Annotated in this window: 20 protein-coding genes; 11 read left to right on the top strand and 9 right to left on the bottom strand. The window is 69.8% G+C overall.

What is annotated here, in order from left to right; genetic code table 11:
- Nucleotides 1–268 precede the first annotated feature (268 nt).
- Nucleotides 269–1,927, bottom strand: coding sequence for an asparagine synthetase B family protein (locus PKF00_RS07665; protein WP_271216670.1), 1,659 nt, complete (start codon nt 1,925–1,927; stop codon nt 269–271).
- A gap of 85 nt (nt 1,928–2,012) precedes the next feature.
- On the opposite strand from PKF00_RS07665, the gene PKF00_RS07660 reads away from it, so the two are divergent.
- From PKF00_RS07660 to PKF00_RS07650, 3 genes are all read left to right on the top strand, one after another.
- Entirely contained in the window at nt 2,013–3,965 is a 1,953-nt protein-coding gene (locus PKF00_RS07660) for a glycosyltransferase (protein ID WP_271216669.1), read from the top strand.
- A gap of 161 nt (nt 3,966–4,126) precedes the next feature.
- On the top strand, nt 4,127–4,483 hold the full coding sequence (locus PKF00_RS07655; protein ID WP_271216668.1) for a type II toxin-antitoxin system RelE/ParE family toxin: 357 nt from the start codon (nt 4,127–4,129) through the stop codon (nt 4,481–4,483).
- Nucleotides 4,483–4,821 carry a transcriptional regulator gene (locus PKF00_RS07650; RefSeq protein ID WP_271216667.1) on the top strand — a complete coding sequence of 113 codons (339 nt, stop codon included), beginning with the start codon at nt 4,483–4,485 and terminating at the stop codon, nt 4,819–4,821. The genes PKF00_RS07655 and PKF00_RS07650 overlap by 1 nt, the downstream gene beginning before the upstream one ends.
- A gap of 74 nt (nt 4,822–4,895) precedes the next feature.
- Here PKF00_RS07650 and PKF00_RS07645 read toward each other — a convergent pair whose 3' ends face one another.
- On the bottom strand, nt 4,896–5,324 hold the full coding sequence (locus PKF00_RS07645) for a winged helix-turn-helix transcriptional regulator (protein WP_271216666.1): 429 nt from the start codon (nt 5,322–5,324) through the stop codon (nt 4,896–4,898).
- Nucleotides 5,325–5,405: 81 nt separating this feature from the next.
- Here PKF00_RS07645 and PKF00_RS07640 point away from each other — a divergent pair, with 81 nt between their 5' ends.
- Complete coding sequence (locus PKF00_RS07640; protein WP_271216665.1) at nt 5,406–6,293, top strand: NmrA family NAD(P)-binding protein; 888 nt, start codon at nt 5,406–5,408, stop codon at nt 6,291–6,293.
- Between the two features lie 220 nt (nt 6,294–6,513).
- On the opposite strand, the gene PKF00_RS07635 is transcribed toward PKF00_RS07640, so the two are convergent.
- A complete protein-coding gene (locus PKF00_RS07635; RefSeq protein WP_271216664.1) occupies nt 6,514–6,975 on the bottom strand; it encodes a hypothetical protein in 462 nt (153 codons plus the stop codon).
- A 329-nt stretch (nt 6,976–7,304) separates the two neighbouring features.
- Here PKF00_RS07635 and PKF00_RS07630 point away from each other — a divergent pair, with 329 nt between their 5' ends.
- Complete coding sequence (locus PKF00_RS07630; protein WP_271216663.1) at nt 7,305–7,613, top strand: helix-turn-helix domain-containing protein; 309 nt, start codon at nt 7,305–7,307, stop codon at nt 7,611–7,613.
- 378 nt (nt 7,614–7,991) lie between these two features.
- Complete coding sequence (locus tag PKF00_RS07625; protein WP_271217032.1) at nt 7,992–9,140, top strand: ATP-binding protein; 1,149 nt, start codon at nt 7,992–7,994, stop codon at nt 9,138–9,140.
- Between the two features lie 571 nt (nt 9,141–9,711).
- Here PKF00_RS07625 and PKF00_RS07620 read toward each other — a convergent pair.
- Together PKF00_RS07620 and PKF00_RS07615 are read right to left on the bottom strand one after the other, a co-directional pair.
- Nucleotides 9,712–10,107, bottom strand: coding sequence for an NUDIX hydrolase (locus PKF00_RS07620; protein WP_438827848.1), 396 nt, complete (start codon nt 10,105–10,107; stop codon nt 9,712–9,714).
- A 106-nt stretch (nt 10,108–10,213) separates the two neighbouring features.
- Nucleotides 10,214–11,581, bottom strand: coding sequence for a helix-turn-helix domain-containing protein (locus tag PKF00_RS07615; protein ID WP_271216661.1), 1,368 nt, complete (start codon nt 11,579–11,581; stop codon nt 10,214–10,216).
- A 151-nt stretch (nt 11,582–11,732) separates the two neighbouring features.
- Here PKF00_RS07615 and PKF00_RS07610 point away from each other — a divergent pair, with 151 nt between their 5' ends.
- The 4 genes from PKF00_RS07610 to PKF00_RS07595 all read left to right on the top strand — a co-directional run bounded on the left by PKF00_RS07610 (nt 11,733) and on the right by PKF00_RS07595 (nt 14,295).
- On the top strand, nt 11,733–11,966 hold the full coding sequence (locus PKF00_RS07610; RefSeq protein WP_271216660.1) for a hypothetical protein: 234 nt from the start codon (nt 11,733–11,735) through the stop codon (nt 11,964–11,966).
- A 47-nt stretch (nt 11,967–12,013) separates the two neighbouring features.
- Complete coding sequence (locus PKF00_RS07605) at nt 12,014–12,313, top strand: hypothetical protein (protein WP_271216659.1); 300 nt, start codon at nt 12,014–12,016, stop codon at nt 12,311–12,313.
- Nucleotides 12,314–12,586: 273 nt separating this feature from the next.
- Nucleotides 12,587–13,330: a DALR anticodon-binding domain-containing protein gene (locus PKF00_RS07600; protein ID WP_271216658.1), complete on the top strand. Its 744-nt coding sequence runs from the start codon at nt 12,587–12,589 to the stop codon at nt 13,328–13,330.
- 47 nt (nt 13,331–13,377) lie between these two features.
- Nucleotides 13,378–14,295: a neutral zinc metallopeptidase gene (locus tag PKF00_RS07595; RefSeq protein ID WP_271216657.1), complete on the top strand. Its 918-nt coding sequence runs from the start codon at nt 13,378–13,380 to the stop codon at nt 14,293–14,295.
- A gap of 82 nt (nt 14,296–14,377) precedes the next feature.
- Here PKF00_RS07595 and PKF00_RS07590 read toward each other — a convergent pair whose 3' ends face one another.
- Nucleotides 14,378–15,838 (bottom strand): amidohydrolase family protein, encoded by a 1,461-nt coding sequence (locus tag PKF00_RS07590; RefSeq protein ID WP_271216656.1) that lies wholly within the window; start codon nt 15,836–15,838, stop codon nt 14,378–14,380.
- Between the two features lie 191 nt (nt 15,839–16,029).
- Nucleotides 16,030–16,884 (bottom strand): GntR family transcriptional regulator, encoded by an 855-nt coding sequence (locus tag PKF00_RS07585; RefSeq protein WP_271216655.1) that lies wholly within the window; start codon nt 16,882–16,884, stop codon nt 16,030–16,032.
- Between PKF00_RS07585 and PKF00_RS07580 the strand changes: the two genes are divergently transcribed.
- Complete coding sequence (locus PKF00_RS07580; RefSeq protein ID WP_271216654.1) at nt 16,844–17,920, top strand: LysR substrate-binding domain-containing protein; 1,077 nt, start codon at nt 16,844–16,846, stop codon at nt 17,918–17,920. The two genes, PKF00_RS07585 and PKF00_RS07580, sit on opposite strands and share 41 nt — an antisense overlap.
- Here PKF00_RS07580 and PKF00_RS07575 read toward each other — a convergent pair.
- Nucleotides 17,851–18,663: an alpha/beta hydrolase gene (locus tag PKF00_RS07575; protein WP_271216653.1), complete on the bottom strand. Its 813-nt coding sequence runs from the start codon at nt 18,661–18,663 to the stop codon at nt 17,851–17,853. The genes PKF00_RS07580 and PKF00_RS07575 overlap by 70 nt on opposite strands.
- Nucleotides 18,660–19,451 (bottom strand): alpha/beta fold hydrolase, encoded by a 792-nt coding sequence (locus PKF00_RS07570; protein WP_271216652.1) that lies wholly within the window; start codon nt 19,449–19,451, stop codon nt 18,660–18,662. The genes PKF00_RS07575 and PKF00_RS07570 overlap by 4 nt, the downstream gene beginning before the upstream one ends.
- Nucleotides 19,452–19,587 lie beyond the last annotated feature (136 nt).

Here is a 19,587-nt window from a genome sequence, read left to right as displayed (position 1 = left end):
TTCGACAGGGCGGCTTCGGAAATGAATTCGGACGCTCACGGACGGTTAGCCAAAGGTGGGACGATCCCTCGAAGATGAATGTCATCAGAAAGCACGAAGTTTTACCTTGAAAAGGTAAAAATCACGAAAAGACTACTGAGGGAAGATCGATTTCCCGTGGGACGCGAGGCGGGCGAGCCCGCCGGTCACGCGGGGAAACTCGTCGGTCACTCCTGGAATCCGCCGGTCGCACAGCAGGGGCGGCCCGGGCGGCCCCCGGCCGCCCGGGTCAGGCCCACGGTGGGGCGAGCTCGGTGAGCCGCGTCTCGTAGTCGCCCAGCCAGGCCCCGAACAGCACCAGACTCCGCACCCAGAACCGGTCGTTCCACCCGTTGAACCGGGTCAGGGCGTCCGGCCCGTCGGCCACCACGCCGTGCAGCGGCTCCGACAGCAGCGAGGGGACCAGGGTCGCGACCCGGGTGAGCATCCGGTGGCCGTACTCCCTGGCGGGCGCGGCGGCCGAGCGCAGCGGCACCCGCTGCAGCGGCTGCTTGACCACGTTGGTCGAGGGCAGGGCGGCGACGCGCGGGTTGGCCGCGTGCAGCAGCTCCCGGTAGAACCGGCCCTGGGCCTTGCGGGCCACGCCCACCGAGAGCGCCGCGTCGAAGAAGGCCGGGTGCATGAACGGCGCCGCGAACGACACCTCCGGACCGACCAGGTTGACCGGGGAGCGGGCGATGCCCCTGGCCGTCCTGGTGTGCAGGACCGACAGCGGCAGCTCGGCCCGGTGGCCGTTCAGCATCGAGGTCGCCTGGGCGAAGGCCGCGCGGACCGAGGAGCCGATCCAGTCCGAGGCCTCCTCGGACAGGAACGGCACCGACGGGGCGCCGAGCGCCAGGGAGCCGAGCAGCGCGGCCTTGCGCTCCGCCTGCGTCGAGGCCTCCAGGGCGGCCCCGCTGACCATGAAGTTCTTCAGCAGCGGACCTCCGGCGAGGCCGTCGACCAGCGTCCTGCCTGCCTGGTGCACCTCGCGGGCGAAGGGGCTGTACCAGGCGTGGTGCGGGGTGAGGAACTCCAGGCGTCGCGCGACGGCCAGCGCGTCGTCCGGGTAGGCGGCGGCGTCCTGGGCGATCACCCGGTGCCGCACCCCCAGCTCGCGGGTGATCGCGCGGGCGAAGGCGATGTCGGTGTCGGTGCCGTCGTCGGGGCTGGTCGTCCACGACTCCACGTCCGCGCCCCTGGCCACCGCGACCGAGCACAGCAGCCTCGAGTCGTAGCCGCCGCTGACGGGCACCAGCAGCGGCCGCCCGTCGAACTCCTTGTAGACGTCGTGCAGGATCTCCAGGATCTCCCCGGCCGTGCGCCCCGCCTCGAACGGCTCCTCACGCAGCCACCTCGGCAGCGTCCGCTCGGTCGAGATCCGCCCCGACGCCCGGTCGAAGACCAGCGCGCTCGCCCCCGCCAGTCGCTTGACCTGGGCGTACGGTGTGTCGTCGCGGAGCGGGAAGGTCAGTTGGATGATCGAGGCCCAGGCGTCCCAGTTGACCTCGTACGGCGCGCGCGCCAGCGAGAGCAGCGGTTCCAGCAGGGAGGAGAAGTAGACCGCCCCGTCCTTGAACAGGTAGTAGAGGTCGACCAGCCCGAGCCCGCCCGAGTGCAGGACGACGCGTCCGCCCTCGTCGATCAGGCCGGGTGTCTCGAACTCCTCCGCCACGGTGATCCACGCCCCGGCCCCGACCGGCCTGCGCTCACCCCAGGCGAACGCCCACGTCCGCTCGTCGCGCCGGTAGGGCGGCAGCGGGGAGGAGCTGAACAGCGCCGCCTCGGGCGCCTGCAACGCGGGCCTCACCCGTGGGCCCGCCCCTCGCAGAGTCTCGAGGGCGGACTCGTCGAGGTGGCCGATGCCGCCGCAGACGTACGGTCTCACATTGAACGTCGGCCACTGCACCGTGCTGACTCCTCTGTGTCGCGATTGACCAAAGGGTATCCTTTGCCCGGCTCAGGAATCGGAGGACGGCGTGGCGGACGGGCAATTGGAAAGCACGCGACTGGCGTTGCGGGAGGCCATGGCCCAGGGAGAGCGGGCCGCCGAACTGGCCAGGCTCCTCGCCGAGGCCGAGGCGAGGGCCGCTGAGGCGGAGGGCGCGACAGCGGAGCTGCAGGGGCTCCAGGAGCGCCTGAGCGAGGCCGAGGAGCGGCTTCAGGCCGCCCAGGCCGCGGAGGAGAAGCTCCGCAGGGACCTGGCCGAGCAGCGCTACCAGGCCGAGGTGGCGAAGTGGAAGCTGTCGTCGGTGCAGGTGGCCCGCTGGTCCAGGCTCGGTGACGCGATCAGGACCGGCAAGAGCAACCCGGTGAGGCTGGCGCGCGGCCTGCGCGGGGCCGCCAAACCCGCCAAGCGACCCGCTGCGCCGAAACGCCAGCCGGTGCAGCAGAAGGCGGCGGGCAAGCCGGTTCCCGGCGCGTCCTTCCAGGCCACCACGTCGACCAGGACCGTCGGCGGCAAGTCCGTCAAGCTCAAGCCCTACCGGGTGCCGACCGGGCCGAACACCCGGCCGCACCTGACCGTGGCCGTGGTCGCCGAGCCGCACGCCGAGGCGCTGCTGCGCTACGAGTGGCGGCAGACCACCGGCTTCACGCCGAGAGACTTCGCCAGGGTCCTGGCCGCGGAGGTCCCGCACCTGCTGCTGGTCGAGTCGGTCACCACGGGACCGTGGGCCCAGGAGCTGGCCGAGCCCGGCGAGGGCCTGCACGCGCTGCTGTCGTGGTGCGCCGAGCGGGGCATCCGCACCGTCTTCTGGCACACCGGGGGAGAGGTCGCGGCCTTCGCCCCCGCCGCCGCCCTGTTCGAGCACATCGTCACCGCGCAACCCAAGTCGGTGGGCGCGTGGGGGGCGGCCCTGGCCGCACGTGAGCCGGAGCCAGGGCGCCGCTCGCCGTCGCTGGGCCTGCTGCCCTTCGCCGTGCAGCCCCGCGTGCACAACCCGCTGCCGCTCGCGGGAGACCGTTTCGACCGGGTGCTCACCCTGGACGAGCTGCTTCCCGAGCACCTGTCGTATCCCGACGTGCTCACCTCCTACCGCTGGCCGAAGGCGGTCGACTGCCCGCCGGGCACCGAGGCCTGGCGCATGGCCGAGCTGGCCGCCTGCGGCACGCCGATCGTGGCGTCGCGCGCCGCGCAGGCCGCGCAGCCCGCCGAACCCCTCCCGCTCGGCGTCGCCCCCGACACCGGCGCCGACGCCCGCAGGGCCCACGCGGCGCTCCGCCAGGCCTACGCCTCGGGCACGATGACCCACAAGGTGGACGACCTGCTGGACGCGGTCGGCCTGCCCAGCGCCCGCGCCACCCTGAACATCTCGGTGATCATGATCGACAGGGGCGACCTCGACCACACCCTGGCCCAGGTCGCGCCGCAGAAGGGCGTCGTCCAGCTGGTGCTGCTCTCCGACGCGGAGGACGCCGCGAAGCGGGCCCGCGAGACGATGTCCGCCAAGGTCGAGGTCGTGGTCCGTCCCATCGACCCCGAGCTCACCACCGGCACCATGCTGAACCGCGCCCTCGACCTGTGCCAGGGCGACCTGGTGGCGATCATGGACGCCCAGGACCTGTACGGCGAGCACTACCTGGCCGACCTGACCCGCGCCTTCCTGTTCACCACCGCCGACATCGTCGGCAAGGCCGCCTACCACGCGCACCTGCGCGACGTCGCCGCGACGGTGCTGCGCCAGCCGTCCGCCGAGTACGCCTACCTCCCCGAGGTCGCAGGCGCGACCCTGCTGGCCCGCCGCGCCGTCCTGCGCGGCATCGGGTTCGCCGACGTCTCCGAGGGCTGGGACGAGGTGCTCATGCGGCAGTGCCGCGCGGACGGCGTCAAGGTCTTCTCCGCCGACCGCTTCGGCTACGTCCGCCTCCGCGACCGCGACCGCTGGCTCCTCGGCTCAGCCCAGCTCGTCGCCTACGGCCCCCCGGAACCCCACGCCCTGGCCTGAGCCCGTACGGCCGCGCGAGACAGGTGGTATGAGTGGCTGGCGGGGAAACGTCCTGTTCTGACCGTGGCGCGGGACACGAGCGACTGATACCCGTGACGGTTCGAATACTCTGAGTTGGCAAAGCTGCACTTGGAGCGACATAAGAAATTTATTATGCTGAGGTGGACTGGCAGATAGTGATCGTTCCTGAGGTGCGTGACTGGCTTCATGAGCTACGGAAAACAGACAGGCAGACGCTTTTGCAGGTCACCGCCGCTCTGGATCGAGTCGCAGAGGAAGGCCCTGCCCTGGGGCGGCCTCTGGTGGACACGCTCCAGGGGTCGACCATCCGTAATCTCAAGGAGTTGAGACCCGGATCCAGCGGACGGAGCGAGGTGCGGATCCTCTTCGTCTTCGATCCATGGCGTCAAGCCGTCTTCCTGGTCGCCGGAGACAAATCCAGTGACTGGAACGGTTGGTACGACGTGGCGATCAAAACGGCGGAGGCCCGCTTCGCCCGATACCTCAAGGAGGAGTAATGAGCGATCAGGCGGTGACGTGGGAGGAACTGCGTGCTGAGCTCGTTCGGCCTGAGGACGAGCAGGAGGTCGCCAGGCTCCGTGATGAGCTAGTGATTCGCCAGCGTGCCTACCAGCTGGCTGAGGCGAGACACAAGCTTGGCCTGAGGCAGGAGGACGTCGCCCAGGCGATGGGCGTGTCGCAGGCGCGTGTCTCGCAGATCGAGAGCGGGGCGATCAGTGAAGTGGCCACACTGGCCGCCTACGTGACGGCACTCGGAGGTCAGCTCAAGATCGTGGCCGATTTCGGCGACTCGTCCATGGTGATCGACATGCCCCGCGGACGCCGTACCGGGTGACGATTCCCGTCGTGAAGGCACACGGCTCTCGTCGTGAAGGCGCACGGCAGGCAAGGCGCACGACCGGCAATCGGTCACCGGAGGGCGGGTTCGGCGCCGGGGTGATCGGCGTCCCAGCGGTCGCGGGCGGCGGCGATGGCGTTCTTGTGGTCGCGCGACCAGTCGGCCAGGCCGAAGACGGTGTCGGCGAGGCTGCGTCCCATCTCCGTGAGGCGGTAGTCGACCTGCGGCGGGATGGTCGGATAGGCGTTCCGCTCGACGAGCCCGTCCCGGCAGAGCCGTTTGGTGGTCAGCGTCAGCATTCGCTGTGAGATCCCCGGAATCGCTCGATGCAACTCGCGGAACCGGCGTGTGCCCTTCGACAGTTCCACGATCACCAGCACGGTCCACCGGTCGCCGAGCCGGTCGAGCACGTCTCGGATGCCGCAGTCGTCCTCGCCACACGGCCCGGTGGTGACAGGTGCGCTGACCTGGGAAGTTATGGGCGTGTTCGTGACTGACACGAGAGTGCCTCCTTACGGCCCCGCCGATCTGCGCGGATGCTCGGACGTGTTTCCAATCAGAGCAACGCAAGGAGTGTCCTGATGATTCTCGTCACCGGTGTTTCCGGAGGGCTCGGCGGCCTGGTTCTCCAAGGCCTGTCTTCGGTGGAGGACGTGGAGGTGGTGGCGGGCAGCCGATCTGGCGACGGCACGACGGTGAGGCGGATCGACTTCGACGACCCGGCGACCCTGACCGAGGGCTTCAAGGGCGTGGATGTGCTGGTTTTCATCTCGGCCGGGTACGCCGAGGACGACGTGGTGCTCGCCCGCCACGGGGCCGTGGTCGACGCGGCCGCCGTGGCGGGCGTTCGGCATGTGATCTACACCAGCCTGGCGGGCTCGGGTGATCTGATGACCCTCGCGCTCCCGCACCGCTGGACCGAGGCACGCCTGGCCGCCGCCCCGTTCGAGGTGACCATCCTGCGCAACGGGTTGTACGCGGAGGTGCCGGTCGGCCTCGCCGCGGCGGGAATCGAGTCGGCCGCCGCCACCGGTGTCTTCGCGGCCCCCTTCGGCGACGGCAGGGTGTCGGTCGTGACGAGGGACGATCTGGCGGACGTGGCCGTACGGGTGGCGGCGGAGACCCAGCGCGACCTCGAAGCGGACGGCCGCAGCCGTCACGCGGACAAGACCTACGAACTCGAGGGCGTCGTCGCCATCGGTGGACAGGACATCGCCGAGGCGCTCACCGAAGCGCTTGACCGCACCGTCGAGTACCGGACCGTCTCCCTCCACGACACACGCGAGGCCCTGGCGGGCAGCGGCCTGGAGCCCTACCAGGTCACCCACGCGCTCTCGCTGTTCTCCAACGCCAACGCGGGCCTCCTCGAAGCCCGCGACACCGACCTGACCACCCTCCTGTCGGCCAAGCCCCGCCCCGTCCACGACCTCATCGTGAAGACCGTTGAGGCGGGTGGATCCCGGCCCTGATCAGTCACCTCCTAATCGGTCGCGACCGGGAGCCTGCCGTGTTCCACCGCCGACGACACGGTCGGCGCCTGATCCGCGACGGGTTCGGCCGGATACGGAAGGACGGGTGTCCCCGTGCGGTCTCCCCTCCACGCCCGGCGAGGGCGCCTGGCCGTCGCCGTCTCGCCGGGCGCGGAGGGGTTCGTCGGCCATGGCGGGATGACCTCATGCCGGCGAGGGGTCAGTCGATCCGCTGGCAGATGTCCACTGCCAGCCGAGGGGACCACGTCCTGGTGGCCTCGTCGTACGCGCGGGCGTAGCCGTTCCTGCTCCCGGAGCAGGGGGCGGCGATCGTCGTCTCCACGTAGATGGTCCCGCCGGGAGTGATGGAGTGCGTCTTGGCGACCTGCCACCTGGAGAACGCGATCCGGCCGGTGTTGTACTTGACGACCAGGTAGACGCGGCGGCCGACGGTGAAGTTGCCGCCGGCGACCTTGAGGTGGCCGTTGAAGGTGTAGTTGAACAGGAAGGGCTGGCCCGCCCGCCTGAGGTCGCTGACGGCGGAGGCCGTGCCGGTGACGCCCGTGGCGGACGTGCTCGACGCGGTCGACGCGTTCGCGGCGGAGCTGAGGGCCGGGACGCCCAGGGCGACGATTCCGGCGGTGGCGGCGGCTCCCAGCAGAGTGCGGATGGTGCGGTTCATCGGGGTCTCCCATGTGAGTGTGAACCGTGCGGGCTCGGTGGGGGCCCGCGTCACCATTGACGGGCCGACCGCCTGCAACGCGCTTTCAGCCGTCCGACACCCACATGCAGCCCGCTGTAGGCCGTCCGAACCCCGGGCCTTCACGGCCCTGCCGGGAATCTCCGCTCGCTCCGGCTCATTCGCTGATGACCTGTGCCGTCAAGGTGGAAAAACCTTCCTGGGCACCGAGACACGAGCCCGTACAGCTGCGCCAGGGCGGTCCGATCGCAGAAGATCTGTGAATGCGACCAGCAGGGGGCTGAGGCTGAGATCTACGAGAGGAAGGTGTGATGGCTGGTTGTCACACCCGTTGGGGGCGATCTGAGTCTCAGGCCGAGGATCCAGAACGGATCACGATCCGGGACTCTCTGGCCTTCGGCAAGGCTCTGTACGGCCGCCGTAACGCCCTTGAACTGACTGTCGCGGAACTCGCCGAACGCGCGGGCATGACTGAGGACGACATCGAGTGCATCGAAGAGGGCGGCACCGCGCCGACGATCGCTCTGCTGCGACGTCTTGCCGCGGCACTGAACGCCGATGTCCGTCTCACCCCGGGGCACGACCTGGGCTCGGTGCGGTTCGAGCCGCACGCCGCCTGATCGCCGGACGCCGATCGCCTGGCCGTACGGCGACCTGACTTCTGCGAGGAGTCGTCGAACACGTACGGCTCGGGGGCCGCCGAACGCGGGAGGACGCAGTGTGGTGTCTCATCGTGAGAGTGCTGCGGCTCCTCTCAAATGTCGGTTGGAGGTGAGTCATCTGTCAGTTGAGGATCCCGTGAAATGTCGTCTCGATCTCTGTAATCTGTCGGTTGGAGAGTTCGTCAAATGTCGGTTGGGTGATCGAGGGTTGGCGTCAGGAGGGGAGACGTGATGGCGAAACTGGTTTCACGGCATGTGGCCGGGCATGCCGAGGAGTTCCTCGACGCCTTCAGAGTGGTGATCGTCAACGGTCCCAGGCAGTCGGGCAAGACGACCCTGCTCCAGCAGCTCAACCATGGCAGAGGGGGAACCTACCTCACCCTGGACGACGGTTCGCTGAGATCGGCCGCCCAGGCCGACCCCGTCGCCTTTGTCGCCGAGGACTCTCGTCCGATGATGATCGATGAGATCCAGAGAGGGGGGGACAACCTCGTTCTGGCCGTCAAGGCGGAAGTCGACCGGAAGACTGACCGAGGGCAGTTCGTCCTGGCCGGATCGACAAGGTTTCTGTCCACGCCGTCGCTGAGTGAGTCGCTCGCGGGCCGTGCGGGGGTCCTGGAAGTCTGGCCCTTCGCCCAGGAGGAGCTCGAAGGGAGAGGAGACTCCTTCCTCGTCACCGCCTTCAACGATCCCGAGGCGTTGCGGTCCCCGTCGTTCAGTGACCACGGCCGCCGGGACTACTTCGAGCTGATCTGCCGCGGCTTCTATCCGGAGGCCGTGGCGATGAGATCGGAGCTCACCAGAGACTCGTGGTATCGCGCCTACGTGCAGTCGGTCATCGACACCGACATCAGGGAGATGGCGAGAATCGAGGAACCGAGCAACCTCCGACAGCTGCTGGGCATCGCCGCCGCGAGCACGGCACAGGAGCCGAACCTGGTCAAGGTCGGTAGCGACCTCCAGCTTCACCGCACCACGGTCACCCGCTATCTCGGCCTGCTGGAGACCGTCTTCCTGATCCGCCAGGTTCCGGCCTGGTCTCGGAATCTCGTGGCTCGGGCGGTCCGCCGGCCCAAGCTTCACGTTACCGACACCGGTTTGGCCACTCACCTCATCGGGGTCGACGCCGACGGTCTGGCCGCCCGGATCTCGCCGGCGCGAGGGCCCCTTGTCGAGTCGTTCATCGTCAACGAGATCGCGAAACAGGCCACATGGGCACCGTTCCGAATCGGGCTTCATCACTGGAGGATCAGCCAGGGAGCCGAGGTGGACCTTGTGCTCGAACGCAACAACGGGCGTGTCGTCGGTGTGGAGGCCAAAGCAACCGACTCCGTCAACCAGGACGATTTCAAAGGGCTCGTGGCTCTACGCGACAGTCTGGGGGAGGACTTCGTCCACGGGTTCGTCTTCTACACCGGTGCGAGATCACTGTCGTTCGGAGACCGGCTGACAGCGTTGCCCATCAGCGCTCTCTGGGACAGATGACCGGTCATTCGTGACAGTCGGCGGGTGTCCGCCACGACGGTTGTTCGAGCGGCCGTCCCCGGGACGGTGACGTCGGCCGCCTCGGAGGGGATCGATCCTTTGGGGCGGACACGACCGAGATCGGGACGCCGGCGCCACTGTGGCCGGCAGGTGCCCGATGTCCAGGGTCACAGCCTGTCGGTTTAAGTTTCCGTGAAATGTCGCTTCTTCCTTTCTAAGTTGTCGGTACTACAGCTCGTCAAATGTCGGTCGACTGCTGTGATCTACATCAAGGAAGAGGGCCGAGGCGACAGCCGCCTGGCCGTACGGCGGCGAGTCGTCGAAGGCGATCGGCTGCGCCGGGTGGGCCGGTTCCAGCCCACCCGTGAGGCCCGCCCTTCGGTGGTGCGCCCGATGCCCGCCCCAACCACACCCGGCCGGGACTCGACGAGAGCTTCGCCTCCACACCTCTTGAATTCGTCTCATGCCATGTGAGACGGCTGTTGGGCGTGGATCACACCTTCCTCGTCGTCTCCGCTGAGCCGCTCTGCTCGAGGAGGAGCGAGCCGGTGCCAGGACAGGACGACCTGGCTCAGATCAGACTCGTGCCGTCGTGAATCCGTACGAATGGACCATCCGTACGAAGCGCGTCCAGCACCCGGATCCCTCGTGCTTCCGGCATCCGGTCGCGTACTTCGTCAAGTGTCAGCCAAACAGACTCCACAGCCTCGTCACTGGGGCGAGGAGCCCCGCCGATCACATGGCAGCGGAAGGTCAGCGACACGACGCCCAGAACCATGTTCTTGTAGACGCCGGTCAGGACCTCTGGCTTGATCATCACGCCGGTCTCCTCGAGTACTTCTCGTACCACGGCTTCTTCGGGAGACTCGTCGAGCTCGACGACTCCTCCGGGAGGCACCCAGCGTCCGTCGTCCCGTCGCTTGATCGCGAGCACCCCGCCGTCCTCGTGGAACACCGCCGCCGTCACGCTGACGGAGTGACGCGAAAGGTTCGGCATCGGGAAGCCTCCTAGGATGCGGTCCATTCGTAGGACAGACGCCATTGCTGGCTTAGGAAGACAACCCCTGTGAGGGTCAGGCCGACTGGCCGCTCGCTGCCAGGACGTGGAGGTCTCGGGCGGCGGGCAGGGCACGGGCCTTCTCGGGGAGGGCGTCGACGATCTGGCCGAGGATCCGGCGGCGCGACGCCCCGAGAGGCTGTCCCTCGGTGGCGGCGGTCGCGATGTCGAGACTGGTGGTCACGTCCCGGTCGTGGGCGAGACTGAGTGCCTGGATCAGCTTGAGCTCGGCGATGTCCGCGCGATAGTCGGCAGGGCAGAGGGCAAGTGACCGTTCCACCGCTTTTGTCGCCTCGGTGGTGTCGCCGATGAGGGCGGAGGGGTACGCCTGTCCCCAGTGCATTCTTCGTTCGGAGAAGCTCCAGAGCGGAGACTCGCGGCGCCTGTCGGGGATCCTTTCGTATGCCCGCTGGAGGTCAGTCAGGGCAGTCCGGGTTGCCTCCGTGTCCCCCCCGGAGGCCGACACAGTCGCTTTCACGCTCAATGCCCGTGCGAGGCTCGCGGACGGTGTCCTGTCGCCGATTTGTACGGCGTCGTCGATCAGCCGGGACGTGATCGAGCCTGGCCGTCCTGTCCAGAAGGCGTAGGACGCCTCGCGGACGCGCACCCACACCCGCAGTTCCCGGTCCTCCGTCGCGTCAGCGGCGCGGCGGGCCAGTCGCCACGAACGCAGCGAGGCGTTTTTCTCACCGATGTCGCTGAACTCCATCCCCAGAAGGGCCGCGAGCTGTGCGCTGATCCGTAGCAATCCCGAACGCATCACCGGGGTCTGGCTGATCGTGAGGAGGCGTGAGATCTCGACGAAGTCTGTGGTGGCGCTGCTGATCAAACTGCCCGGGGGGCGGGTCACATAGAGGAATCCGTACTCGAAGACAGATTCCTCCCATTCTTCCAAATTGGTGTTTTCGTGCCCGCCTATAACGCTCTCGGCGTGAGAGAAGATCGTTTCCAGGGCGCTCATGGGAATGGCGGATCCGTAGCCCAGTGCGGTGAGAAGTTGCAGAAGTGCGCGACGCTCCATGGTGTCGTCATCCTCACGGTGGGGGAGATTCCCCTCAAATGTACCGCTAGATAGGTACCCCGAATCGGAAATCGCAAGCAGCGCGTCATGGCGGGCCATCAGATTGTGGAGCGCTATGAGGAGGCCGTCGGCCGCGTACACGTGATCAAGCTTGTGGATCATGTCGGACGGCACAGGACGCTCGCCGCGCTCCCATTTCGCCAGGTGGGAGAAGTTCATGCTGAGCTCGTCGGCAGCCCTGCGCAACCCTATCTTGCGGTCGTTCTCCCGCCATCGGCGCATAACCGCACCGAATATGAAATTAGGGTCGATCGATTCCCCTGACTGCGCACTCATCGCCACCTCGCGATCGTGTTCGCACATGGCCACGCTGTGACCACGCCGTTTTTCCTCTGTCGGCTCCCGGCTGTCCTCACTATGGCATTGCCGCAAGTCAAAGGCGCGGAAAACGACGGACCCGTCCGGCGCTCGTAACGTCCGGACGGGTCCTTGATCAGGAAGGTGCTCCTGACCCATGGAAGATGTTAAGTCCATTCCTCTGGGGCTGATGATTCCCGGCTGGCGGGTGTTTCTCAGTGACCAGGGGCGGTTCTGGGCCTCGCGGGTGGCACCGTTCACGGACGCCGCGTTCGAGGCGGGGGCCGAGCGCACCGTGGACGGCGACACGCTGGAGGAGCTGCGCGTCGCGACGGCCCGTCAGGAGGAGACGGCCGAGCGGGCCACGAGCGCCGGACGGGTGGCCTCGTGATCGGGCAGCCCCGTAATCCGGGAAGACATCGTGCTGGGCAGGACCGCATGCCGGTGCATCGCCGCCTGTGGGACGGCCCGGCTCGGGCCGAGGCCGAACGACTGGAGACGGCGTGGCCGGGGTGGGTGGTGCTGTACGGCACCGGCAGCCGACGCTTCCACGCCCTCGCCGCCTGGCCCGCCCCCGAACCTCTCATCCTCTGCGACCCCACCCCCGAGGGGCTGGAGGCGCGGATGCGTGAGGCGGAGGCCGTTCACGCCTCCGCCGACCTGTTCCCGACGGTCCTGGACCGTCAGAGACGGATCGTCTCGGCCCCGCCCGCCCCGCGCGAGCCCGCCCCCCTCTGACGATCGTCCCCGAAGCCGGTACGGCGGCGCCCTTCCCCGGCGCGCGCCGCCGTACCACCCCGCGTGCGGCCCAGGAGGAGGGACCTGGGCCGCACCTCGGCCAGCTGGAAACCGCGCCATCGGTCTCCCGCTTCTCGTGGAGCGTTTCCCGATCCCTGTGGAACAGGCCGAGAGTGGGTGGGGTGGGCATCGGGTGCATCACCGGAGTGCGGGCCTCACGGGTGGGCTGGAATCGCCCCGCCTGGCGCAGCCCACTCCCCATAGGCTGCGGGCATGACGCCCGGTCAGCTCGGTGAGGTCCTCGGCATGCCGCCCATTCCCCGGGGGACGTGGGAGGAGGAGGCGCTCTACGCCTCTCCTGCCGCGTTGCGTCGGGGGGAGGTTCCCGAGGAGATGGCCGCGCGGTTGCGGGCGCTGCCGGGGGTCGCCGAGGTGCGGGTGCGACCCGGCGGGTGGCTGGAGATCGTGGTGACTGTTCCGGGGGAGCTGGTGACCGAGGTCGGCCCCGTCCCGCCCGGCCTCGCCGACGCGCCCTCCGCCGCCGTCTCCGCCACGGCCTCCTCTTCCGCCGTCTCCGCCCCTGTCGCAGTCCCCGGAATCCTTCGGGGCGCGGGGACGTCGCCGTGGGACGACTTCCCCAGGACGTGGCAGAACCCGGGGTTCGTCGTGCGGTACGCCCACGTGCGGGCGGTGGCCGTGCAGCGCTGGGCGGCCGAGCTGGGCGTCGGCGGGACGTTCAGGCCTGAGCTGCTGGACGGACGGGAGGATCGGGCGGTGCTCAGGGCGCTGGCCGAGGTGTACGGCAGGCGGGTGAGCCGTGACCCCGGATGGGCGGCCTACGCCGAGCAGCTCGCCCTGGCCTACCACGACGCCTTCGAGCGCGCTCCCGCGCTGCCCAGCGGAGACAAGGAGCCGAAGGCGCTGCACACCGCCCGGGTACGGCTGGCGCGGGCCGTACGGGATGTGCTCGCCGAGGCGTTTGCGGCGATCGGCGAGACGCCGCCTGACAGGTTGTGATAAATCCGGTAAGCCCGGAAGATCGGAAACAGTCATAGGGGGAGCGGGTGGAGAACCCGCGGGACCGGACGAGGGACGAGCGACCGCGGTTCGGAGGCGTCCGGCGGACGCTGGCCTACCTTTGCGCCTTCGCCCTCGTCGGCGGCGCGATCTACTTCGGCGGCCGCTTCGAGGAGCTGACCGGGTCCACGCCCGGCCCTCTCGCACGGGCGGCCGCCACGCCCGGGGCGTCCGTGCCCCCGGCCGCCACACCTGGGGCGTCCGTGCCCCCGACTGTCACGCCCGGGGTGCCCGCGCTCCCGACGGCCACGCCCAGCCAACCTGTGTGGCTGAGAGTCACACATCGCTCCTACCGCGGGCTCGGCCCGGTCGACGCGCGTTGTGACAGCCTGCCGGGCACCATGGAGACCGAGAAGACGCTGCGGGCCCTCGCGCTCTGCCTGGACCGCATGTGGGCCGCCACGCTGGCGCAGGTGGACGTCGCCTACACCAGGCCGGAGCTGCGCCTGGTCCGCACTCCGGAGGAGGCGGCCTGCGCGCTGAACGCGTACGAGTGGGGCGGGCTCTACTGCTTCGGAACGAACGTGGTCAACGTACGGCTCGGCGAAGACATCCGCCCGATGTTCGTGCTCGCGCACGAGTACGCCCACCACGCCCAGTTCGTCGGGGCGATCGCCGACGGCTTGATGACGCGACGCCACGACGAGGACTGGTCGCGCAGGCTCGAACTGCAGGCCAGCTGCCTGGCCGCGGTGACGTTGCGAACCGCCCTGCCAGGAGAGCTGGATCTCCATCGGCGGATGTTCGAGGAGTACGCGAAGATGCCGGCGGACGACTGGGTGAAGGGATACGTGCGCACGCACGGTTCGTGGGCCCACACCGTCGCCTGGATGAAGCGAGGAGAGCGGGAGGGGACCGTGGCCTCGTGCGACACCTGGGGCGTCCACGCCAAGCGCGTGTCCTGACAGCCCGGTCGCCGGGGGCGCGCGAGCATCCGATCCCGGTGCCCGGTGCCTGGCTGTCCGTTGTCCAGTCACACCGACGAGATCAAGATCTGCCGGACAGACCCTGGGGCTGCTGGATGTAGGCACGGGCGAAGTTCGCCGAAGCCATCCGCTCGGCCTGGGTGAACCACCCGTGAACAGCCTCCGGCGCCAGTGAGGGAAGCGCCGACGCGGCCTGCTGCAGCCGGTCCAGCGCAGCGTTGGCGCGGCGGCGTACGGCGGCGAGGTCGACCCCGGTGAGCCTGCCGTACAGCTTGCGGGTCTGACCGGCGACGAGCACGGTGGAGACGTCCGCGGCGGTGGACTGGAGCACGACGGAGCCGGTCGGGTGGCTGGAGCGGACGAGGTCCATGCGCGGGGCCACGACGATGAGGTCGGCCTGCTTGCCGGGCGTGAGGGAGCCGGTGAGCGCGCCGAGGCCGAGGGCGTCCGCGCCGTTGCGGGTGGCCCAGTTGAGCGCGTCGCGCACGCCGAGACCGACGCGGACGGGCATGGTGCCGGTGCGGTGCACGGCGTCGTGGTCGAGGCAGCGCTGGAACTGCAGGCCGAGCCGCATCTGGGAGAACAGGTCGCCCGAGCCGACGCAGACGATGTCGGTGCTGATCGCGGGGGCGAGTCCGTGGTCGAGGGCGGCGCGGAAAGGCGGGTGGCCCATGCCCATCTGCATCTCGGTCTCGGGGGCGATGGTGACCTTGCCTCCGGTTCCGGCGAGGAGCTTCCATTCCTGATCGGTCAGGGCCGGGCAGTGGATGTGCAGGTGGCCGGGCAGCAGCAGGTCGTGGTCGTGCAGTTCGCGCAGGCCACGCAGCAGGATGGAGCCGGTGGCGGCGCCGGTGTGGGAAGCGCCGAGGACACCCAGGTCGCGGGCGGTGCGGATCTCTTCGGCGGTCTGCTCGAAGGGCAGGATGCCGAAGTCACTGTAAAGCAGGCCCATCCGGCCCAGGCCGTCGGCGGCGAAGTGCTCCGCGCGCAGGCGGCGGGCGTCACGCAGCCGGTCGGCGTGGCCGGCGAAGGCGGGAGGCTGGAAGTCGAAGGCCTGCATGCCGTACGCGTAGACGAACCGGATCCCGGACGCCTTCAGCGACTCCACGGCCGCGTCGGCGTGCTCGGGGCTGTTCACGCAGTCGCAGCAGTCGAGGATGGTGGTGACACCGGCGTCGAGTGCCTCCAGGGCACCCACCTGCGCGGCGGCGCCGAGGTCGGCGGCGGTGACGAGCGAGCCGATGCCGTAGAAGGTGGAGGCGAGGAACTCCAGGAGCGACTGGTCGGCCGAGTGGCCGCGCAGCAGCGCCATCCAGGTGTGCCGGTGGCTGTCGATCATGCCGGGCAGGACGAAGCCGCCCGCGGCGTCGATGCGCTCGGCGTCGACGTGGGCGAACTCCTCGGCCGTGCGGCCGACCGCGGCGATCCGGTCGCCCTCGACCAGGACGGCTCCGTCGGGCAGGTCGCCCAGGGTGTCGTCCATGGTGATCACATGTCCGCCGGTGATCAGTGTGCGGTTCATCGTGTACGGCTCCGCGGGCTCGAACGGGTTGGGTGACGGTCCGATGCTGGCGGCGGGGGAGCGGGGTGCGCCAATGCCGCTTAGGCGGCGAGGTATGCCGATTCGGAGGTATCTCATCCTGGTTATGGCTCGCGACGGAAAGCGTATTGGACAGCGCCGGGCGGGCGACGCAGGATGGCGGCAGAGATATCCTAAAGTGGATCCAATTTCTGGCCCTGGTGGGAGTGGACATGGGCAGACGTCACGTCCACGACGTAATCCGTGGTCACCGGCTCGTATCCCGGCAGCTCCACGGCCCAGGCGACCTCGACCGGCGGCGCGAGCGTGCCGTCCGCCGAGAGAGGCACGGTGATCCCCAGCCCCGCCGCGGCGTCGACCAGCGGCCCGAAGCGGTGCCAGGGGTCGGCGTCGGTGATCAGCCCGATCGCGGAGCTGAGCACGTGCAGCTCCTGTACCCGCCGCGCCCGCGCGCCGTCCCGGCGCCGCATCGCCTCCAGGAGGGCCCGGTCGAGCTCGACGGCGAAGGCCGGGATACGGCGGCTGCGGTAATAGAAGCGCTGCAGCCGCGACAGTCGCCGGTACAGGTCATGGGCGATCTTGGACAGGGTGGGCCCGAAGGTCGCCTCGTGCAGGGCGTGGAAGGCGGCGTGGTCGCGGTGGAAGTCGCGTGGCTCCTGGGGTCGGCCGCGCATCAGCGCCGACAGCTCGGCCATCCGGGTCAGCGACTCCTCGGAGATCTCCCGGACCGCCCGGGGCACCATCGGCGCCTGCAGCATGAGCAGCGCGGCGTAGAGCTCCTCGGCCTCGTCGAGGTCGAGTCCGGCGACGGTGACGCCGTGGTTGGCCCGGGAGAGCACGAACCCCTCGGCCTCCAGCATCCGCAGCGCCTCGCGCAGCGGGGTGCGGCCCACGCCGAGCCGCTCGCCGAGCTCGCGCTGGGTGAGCCGCTGACCGGGCGGGATGCGCCCGCTGAGGATCAGCTCCCGGAGCTCCTCGTGCACCAGCGTGACCGCGTCGCCCGTTCGCGACCTGTCAGATGTATCCACCTTTGGATCATATCTTCGAGCCAGTGAGGAGCCCGAGATCGACCTGCTCAACGGACGGCTGAAGCTCCGTCACCTCATCGTGGTGGTGGCCATCGCCGAGCAGGGCAGCGTGGTGCGGGCCGCCCAGCACCTGCGCCTGGCCCAGCCCGCCGTGACCCGCTGCCTGCGCGAGCTCGAACGCATCCTGGACGTGGAGCTGTTCGTCCGCGGGCCGCGCGGGGTGAGCCCCACCTTCTACGGCGAGGCGTTCCTGGAGCACGCGCGGGCCGCGCTGGCCGAGCTGCGGCGGGCGGGGGAGCGGATCACCGACCTCGCCGACGGGCGCCTGGGCACGGTCCGGGTCGGCACCTTGCTGGCCGGCTCCAGCCAGCTCCTGCCCCGGGCGATCGCCGACCTCAAGCGGGCGCACCCGGGCGTCACCGTGGTGGTGTCGGAGGCGACCTTCGACAAGCAGGTGCTGCGGCTGCTCGCCGGGGAGCTCGACCTGATCGTGGGCCGGCTCACTCCGCTCGGCGGCCTGGGCGGACTGCGGCAGATCCGGCTCTACAGCGAGGCGATGCGGCTGGTCGCCCGCCGCGACCACCCTGTGCGCGGGCGGGCGGGACTGGGCCTGGGCGACCTGCTCGACTACCCGTGGATCCTGCCGCTGGCGCAGACCGCCCTGCGCCAGGAGGTGGAGCAGGCCTTCCGCGCCGAGGACCTCGACCTGCCCGCGGACGTGGTCGAGTGCACCTCGATCCTCACTGTGCGCACCCTTGTGCGGGAGACCGACATGATCGCTGTGCTGCCGGAGCTGATCGCCGCCGCCGACGGCGATCTCGCGCCGCTCGCCGTACCGCTGGAGGGGATTCGGCGGGCGGTGGGGGTCACCGTCCCGCAGGAGCGGTCGCTGACGCCGGCGGCCGGGCTGCTGATCGGTTTCCTGCGCGAACGCGCCTCCGCGCTGGAACCGGCGGCCGGCGGGGATCAGAACAGGTTCAGCAGGGCACGGGTGAGCGCGGAATCCGCGTCGGCGAGGTCCAGGATGACGTCGTAGTGGTGCCGTCCGGGCACGGTCAGCAGCTCGGACGGCCATCGCGCGTGGAAGCGCGCCGCCTGCTCCAGGAAGCCCGCGCCGTCGTGCTCGGCCACCGCGACATGGGCCGGGCAGCCAGGCTCCACCGGATGCAGCAGCGGGCTGAGCGCGGCGGCGCGAGCCTCGTCGAGACCGAGCCATTCGTTGACGTAGGTGCGGACGAGCGGGCGCAGATCGAACAGGCCGCTGACCGGGAGCACCGCGCGGACGGCCGACGGCGGCAGGCCGAGCGGCTCCTGCCAGCCGCCGACCGCGGTCATGGCCGCCAGGTGCCCGCCCGCCGAGCTGCCGCCCACGACGATCCGGGCCGGGTCGAGCCCGTGTCCGGGGCCGTGGCGGTGGATCCAGGCGATCGCCGTGCGCACCTGACGGACGATCTCCTCCAGGCTCACGCGGGGCGCGAGCGTGTAATCGGGAACCACCGTGGCGATGCCGTGGGCGGCGAGCACGCGGGCCATGAAGGCGGACTCGTGCCGGGAGAGCATCCGCCAGTAGCCGCCGTGCAGGAAGACGAAGACCGGCCGCGGCCGCGCGCCGGTGCCCCAGACGTCGAGCATCTCTCCTGAGCCGTCGTACGGCAGGCCGGGACGGCCGGGCAGCCCGGCCACCGCGGCGGCGGACTCGGTCCGGTAGCGCTCCATCACCCGGGCGAACTCCGCTTCGCCCACCCCGGCCCGCACGTCGTACCCCGCGTCAGGACTCACCGCGCGAACTCCGCGAGATGCCGGGCGAGGGCCGCCGGCGACTCCAGGGTCGGGAAATGGGTGCGCCCGCCCAGCCACTGGGCGCGATACCAGGGCTGCTCGGCGCTGAAGGCCAGCTGGGCCAGGTGGTAGGCGTCCTCGGCAGGCTGCGAGTACAGGTGCAGGATCGGCCGCTGCTCCCTGAGCGCGGCCATCCGGGCCAGCGGCGAGCCCCAGTGCGCGTAGGCCGCCTCGATCACCCAGCAGGAGCGGGCCCACATCTCGAAGCCGAAGGAGGCCATGTCCCGGCTCAGGTGCTCGGCCACCGGCGGGCAATCGGCGCCGTCCAGCCACGTGTCGAACAGCCGCTGCCGCCCCAGTGCCCACAGCTCGGGGGCCTGCCCGGCTCGCAGATCGGCGAGGAAGGCGGCGGGCGCCTCCAGTTGCAGCCAGTCGATGACCGCCACCCGCGGCACCCGGTCGCTCCCCAGCCGGTCGGCGAGTTCCAGTGCCGCCCAGCCGCCGTGCGAGGTGGAGACCGGCACCACCCGATCCACGTCGAGCGCGTCGAGCAGCGCGACCAGGTCCTCGGCCTGCTCGGCGTAGCCGAAGTCGGCGACGGGGGAGCGGTCGGCGCCGTGGCCCCGCCAGTCCGCCCTGATCACCCGGTGCGCGCCGGCCAGCAGCGGCACCAACGGGTCGAACAGGCGGTGGTCCTGGCACCAGCCGCTGAGCAGGAGCAGCGTCGGACCGGCGGAGCCGGTGACGTCGTGGTCAAGGGGGTGTCCGTGCAGAGTCAGGGTGTTCACGGCTCCCAGCGTCCTGTGCGGCCCGCCCTCGCCGCCAATACCGTTTCGAGCCGCCGGTATACCCTGGCCGACCATCGCACTCTGGGCATATGTCCCGAGCGAACAGGTATTAGCGGCCCTGTCCAACCGGCTGGAA

The sequence above is a fragment of the Streptosporangium carneum genome, assembly GCF_027922005.1.
Lineage (GTDB): Bacteria > Actinomycetota > Actinomycetes > Streptosporangiales > Streptosporangiaceae > Streptosporangium > Streptosporangium carneum.
This window is presented reverse-complemented; position numbering and strand designations above follow the sequence as displayed.

Coding starts and splice junctions, on each gene's coding strand:
- PKF00_RS07610 (WP_271216660.1), top strand. CDS start 11,733: ATGGAAGATGTTAAGTCCATTCCTCTGGGGCTGATGATTCCCGGCTGG.
- PKF00_RS07630 (WP_271216663.1), top strand. CDS start 7,305: ATGGCTGGTTGTCACACCCGTTGGGGGCGATCTGAGTCTCAGGCCGAG.
- PKF00_RS07605 (WP_271216659.1), top strand. CDS start 12,014: ATGCCGGTGCATCGCCGCCTGTGGGACGGCCCGGCTCGGGCCGAGGCC.
- PKF00_RS07635 (WP_271216664.1), bottom strand. CDS start 6,975: ATGAACCGCACCATCCGCACTCTGCTGGGAGCCGCCGCCACCGCCGGA.
- PKF00_RS07600 (WP_271216658.1), top strand. CDS start 12,587: ATGACGCCCGGTCAGCTCGGTGAGGTCCTCGGCATGCCGCCCATTCCC.
- PKF00_RS07590 (WP_271216656.1), bottom strand. CDS start 15,838: ATGAACCGCACACTGATCACCGGCGGACATGTGATCACCATGGACGAC.
- PKF00_RS07640 (WP_271216665.1), top strand. CDS start 5,406: ATGATTCTCGTCACCGGTGTTTCCGGAGGGCTCGGCGGCCTGGTTCTC.
- PKF00_RS07650 (WP_271216667.1), top strand. CDS start 4,483: ATGAGCGATCAGGCGGTGACGTGGGAGGAACTGCGTGCTGAGCTCGTT.
- PKF00_RS07615 (WP_271216661.1), bottom strand. CDS start 11,581: ATGTGCGAACACGATCGCGAGGTGGCGATGAGTGCGCAGTCAGGGGAA.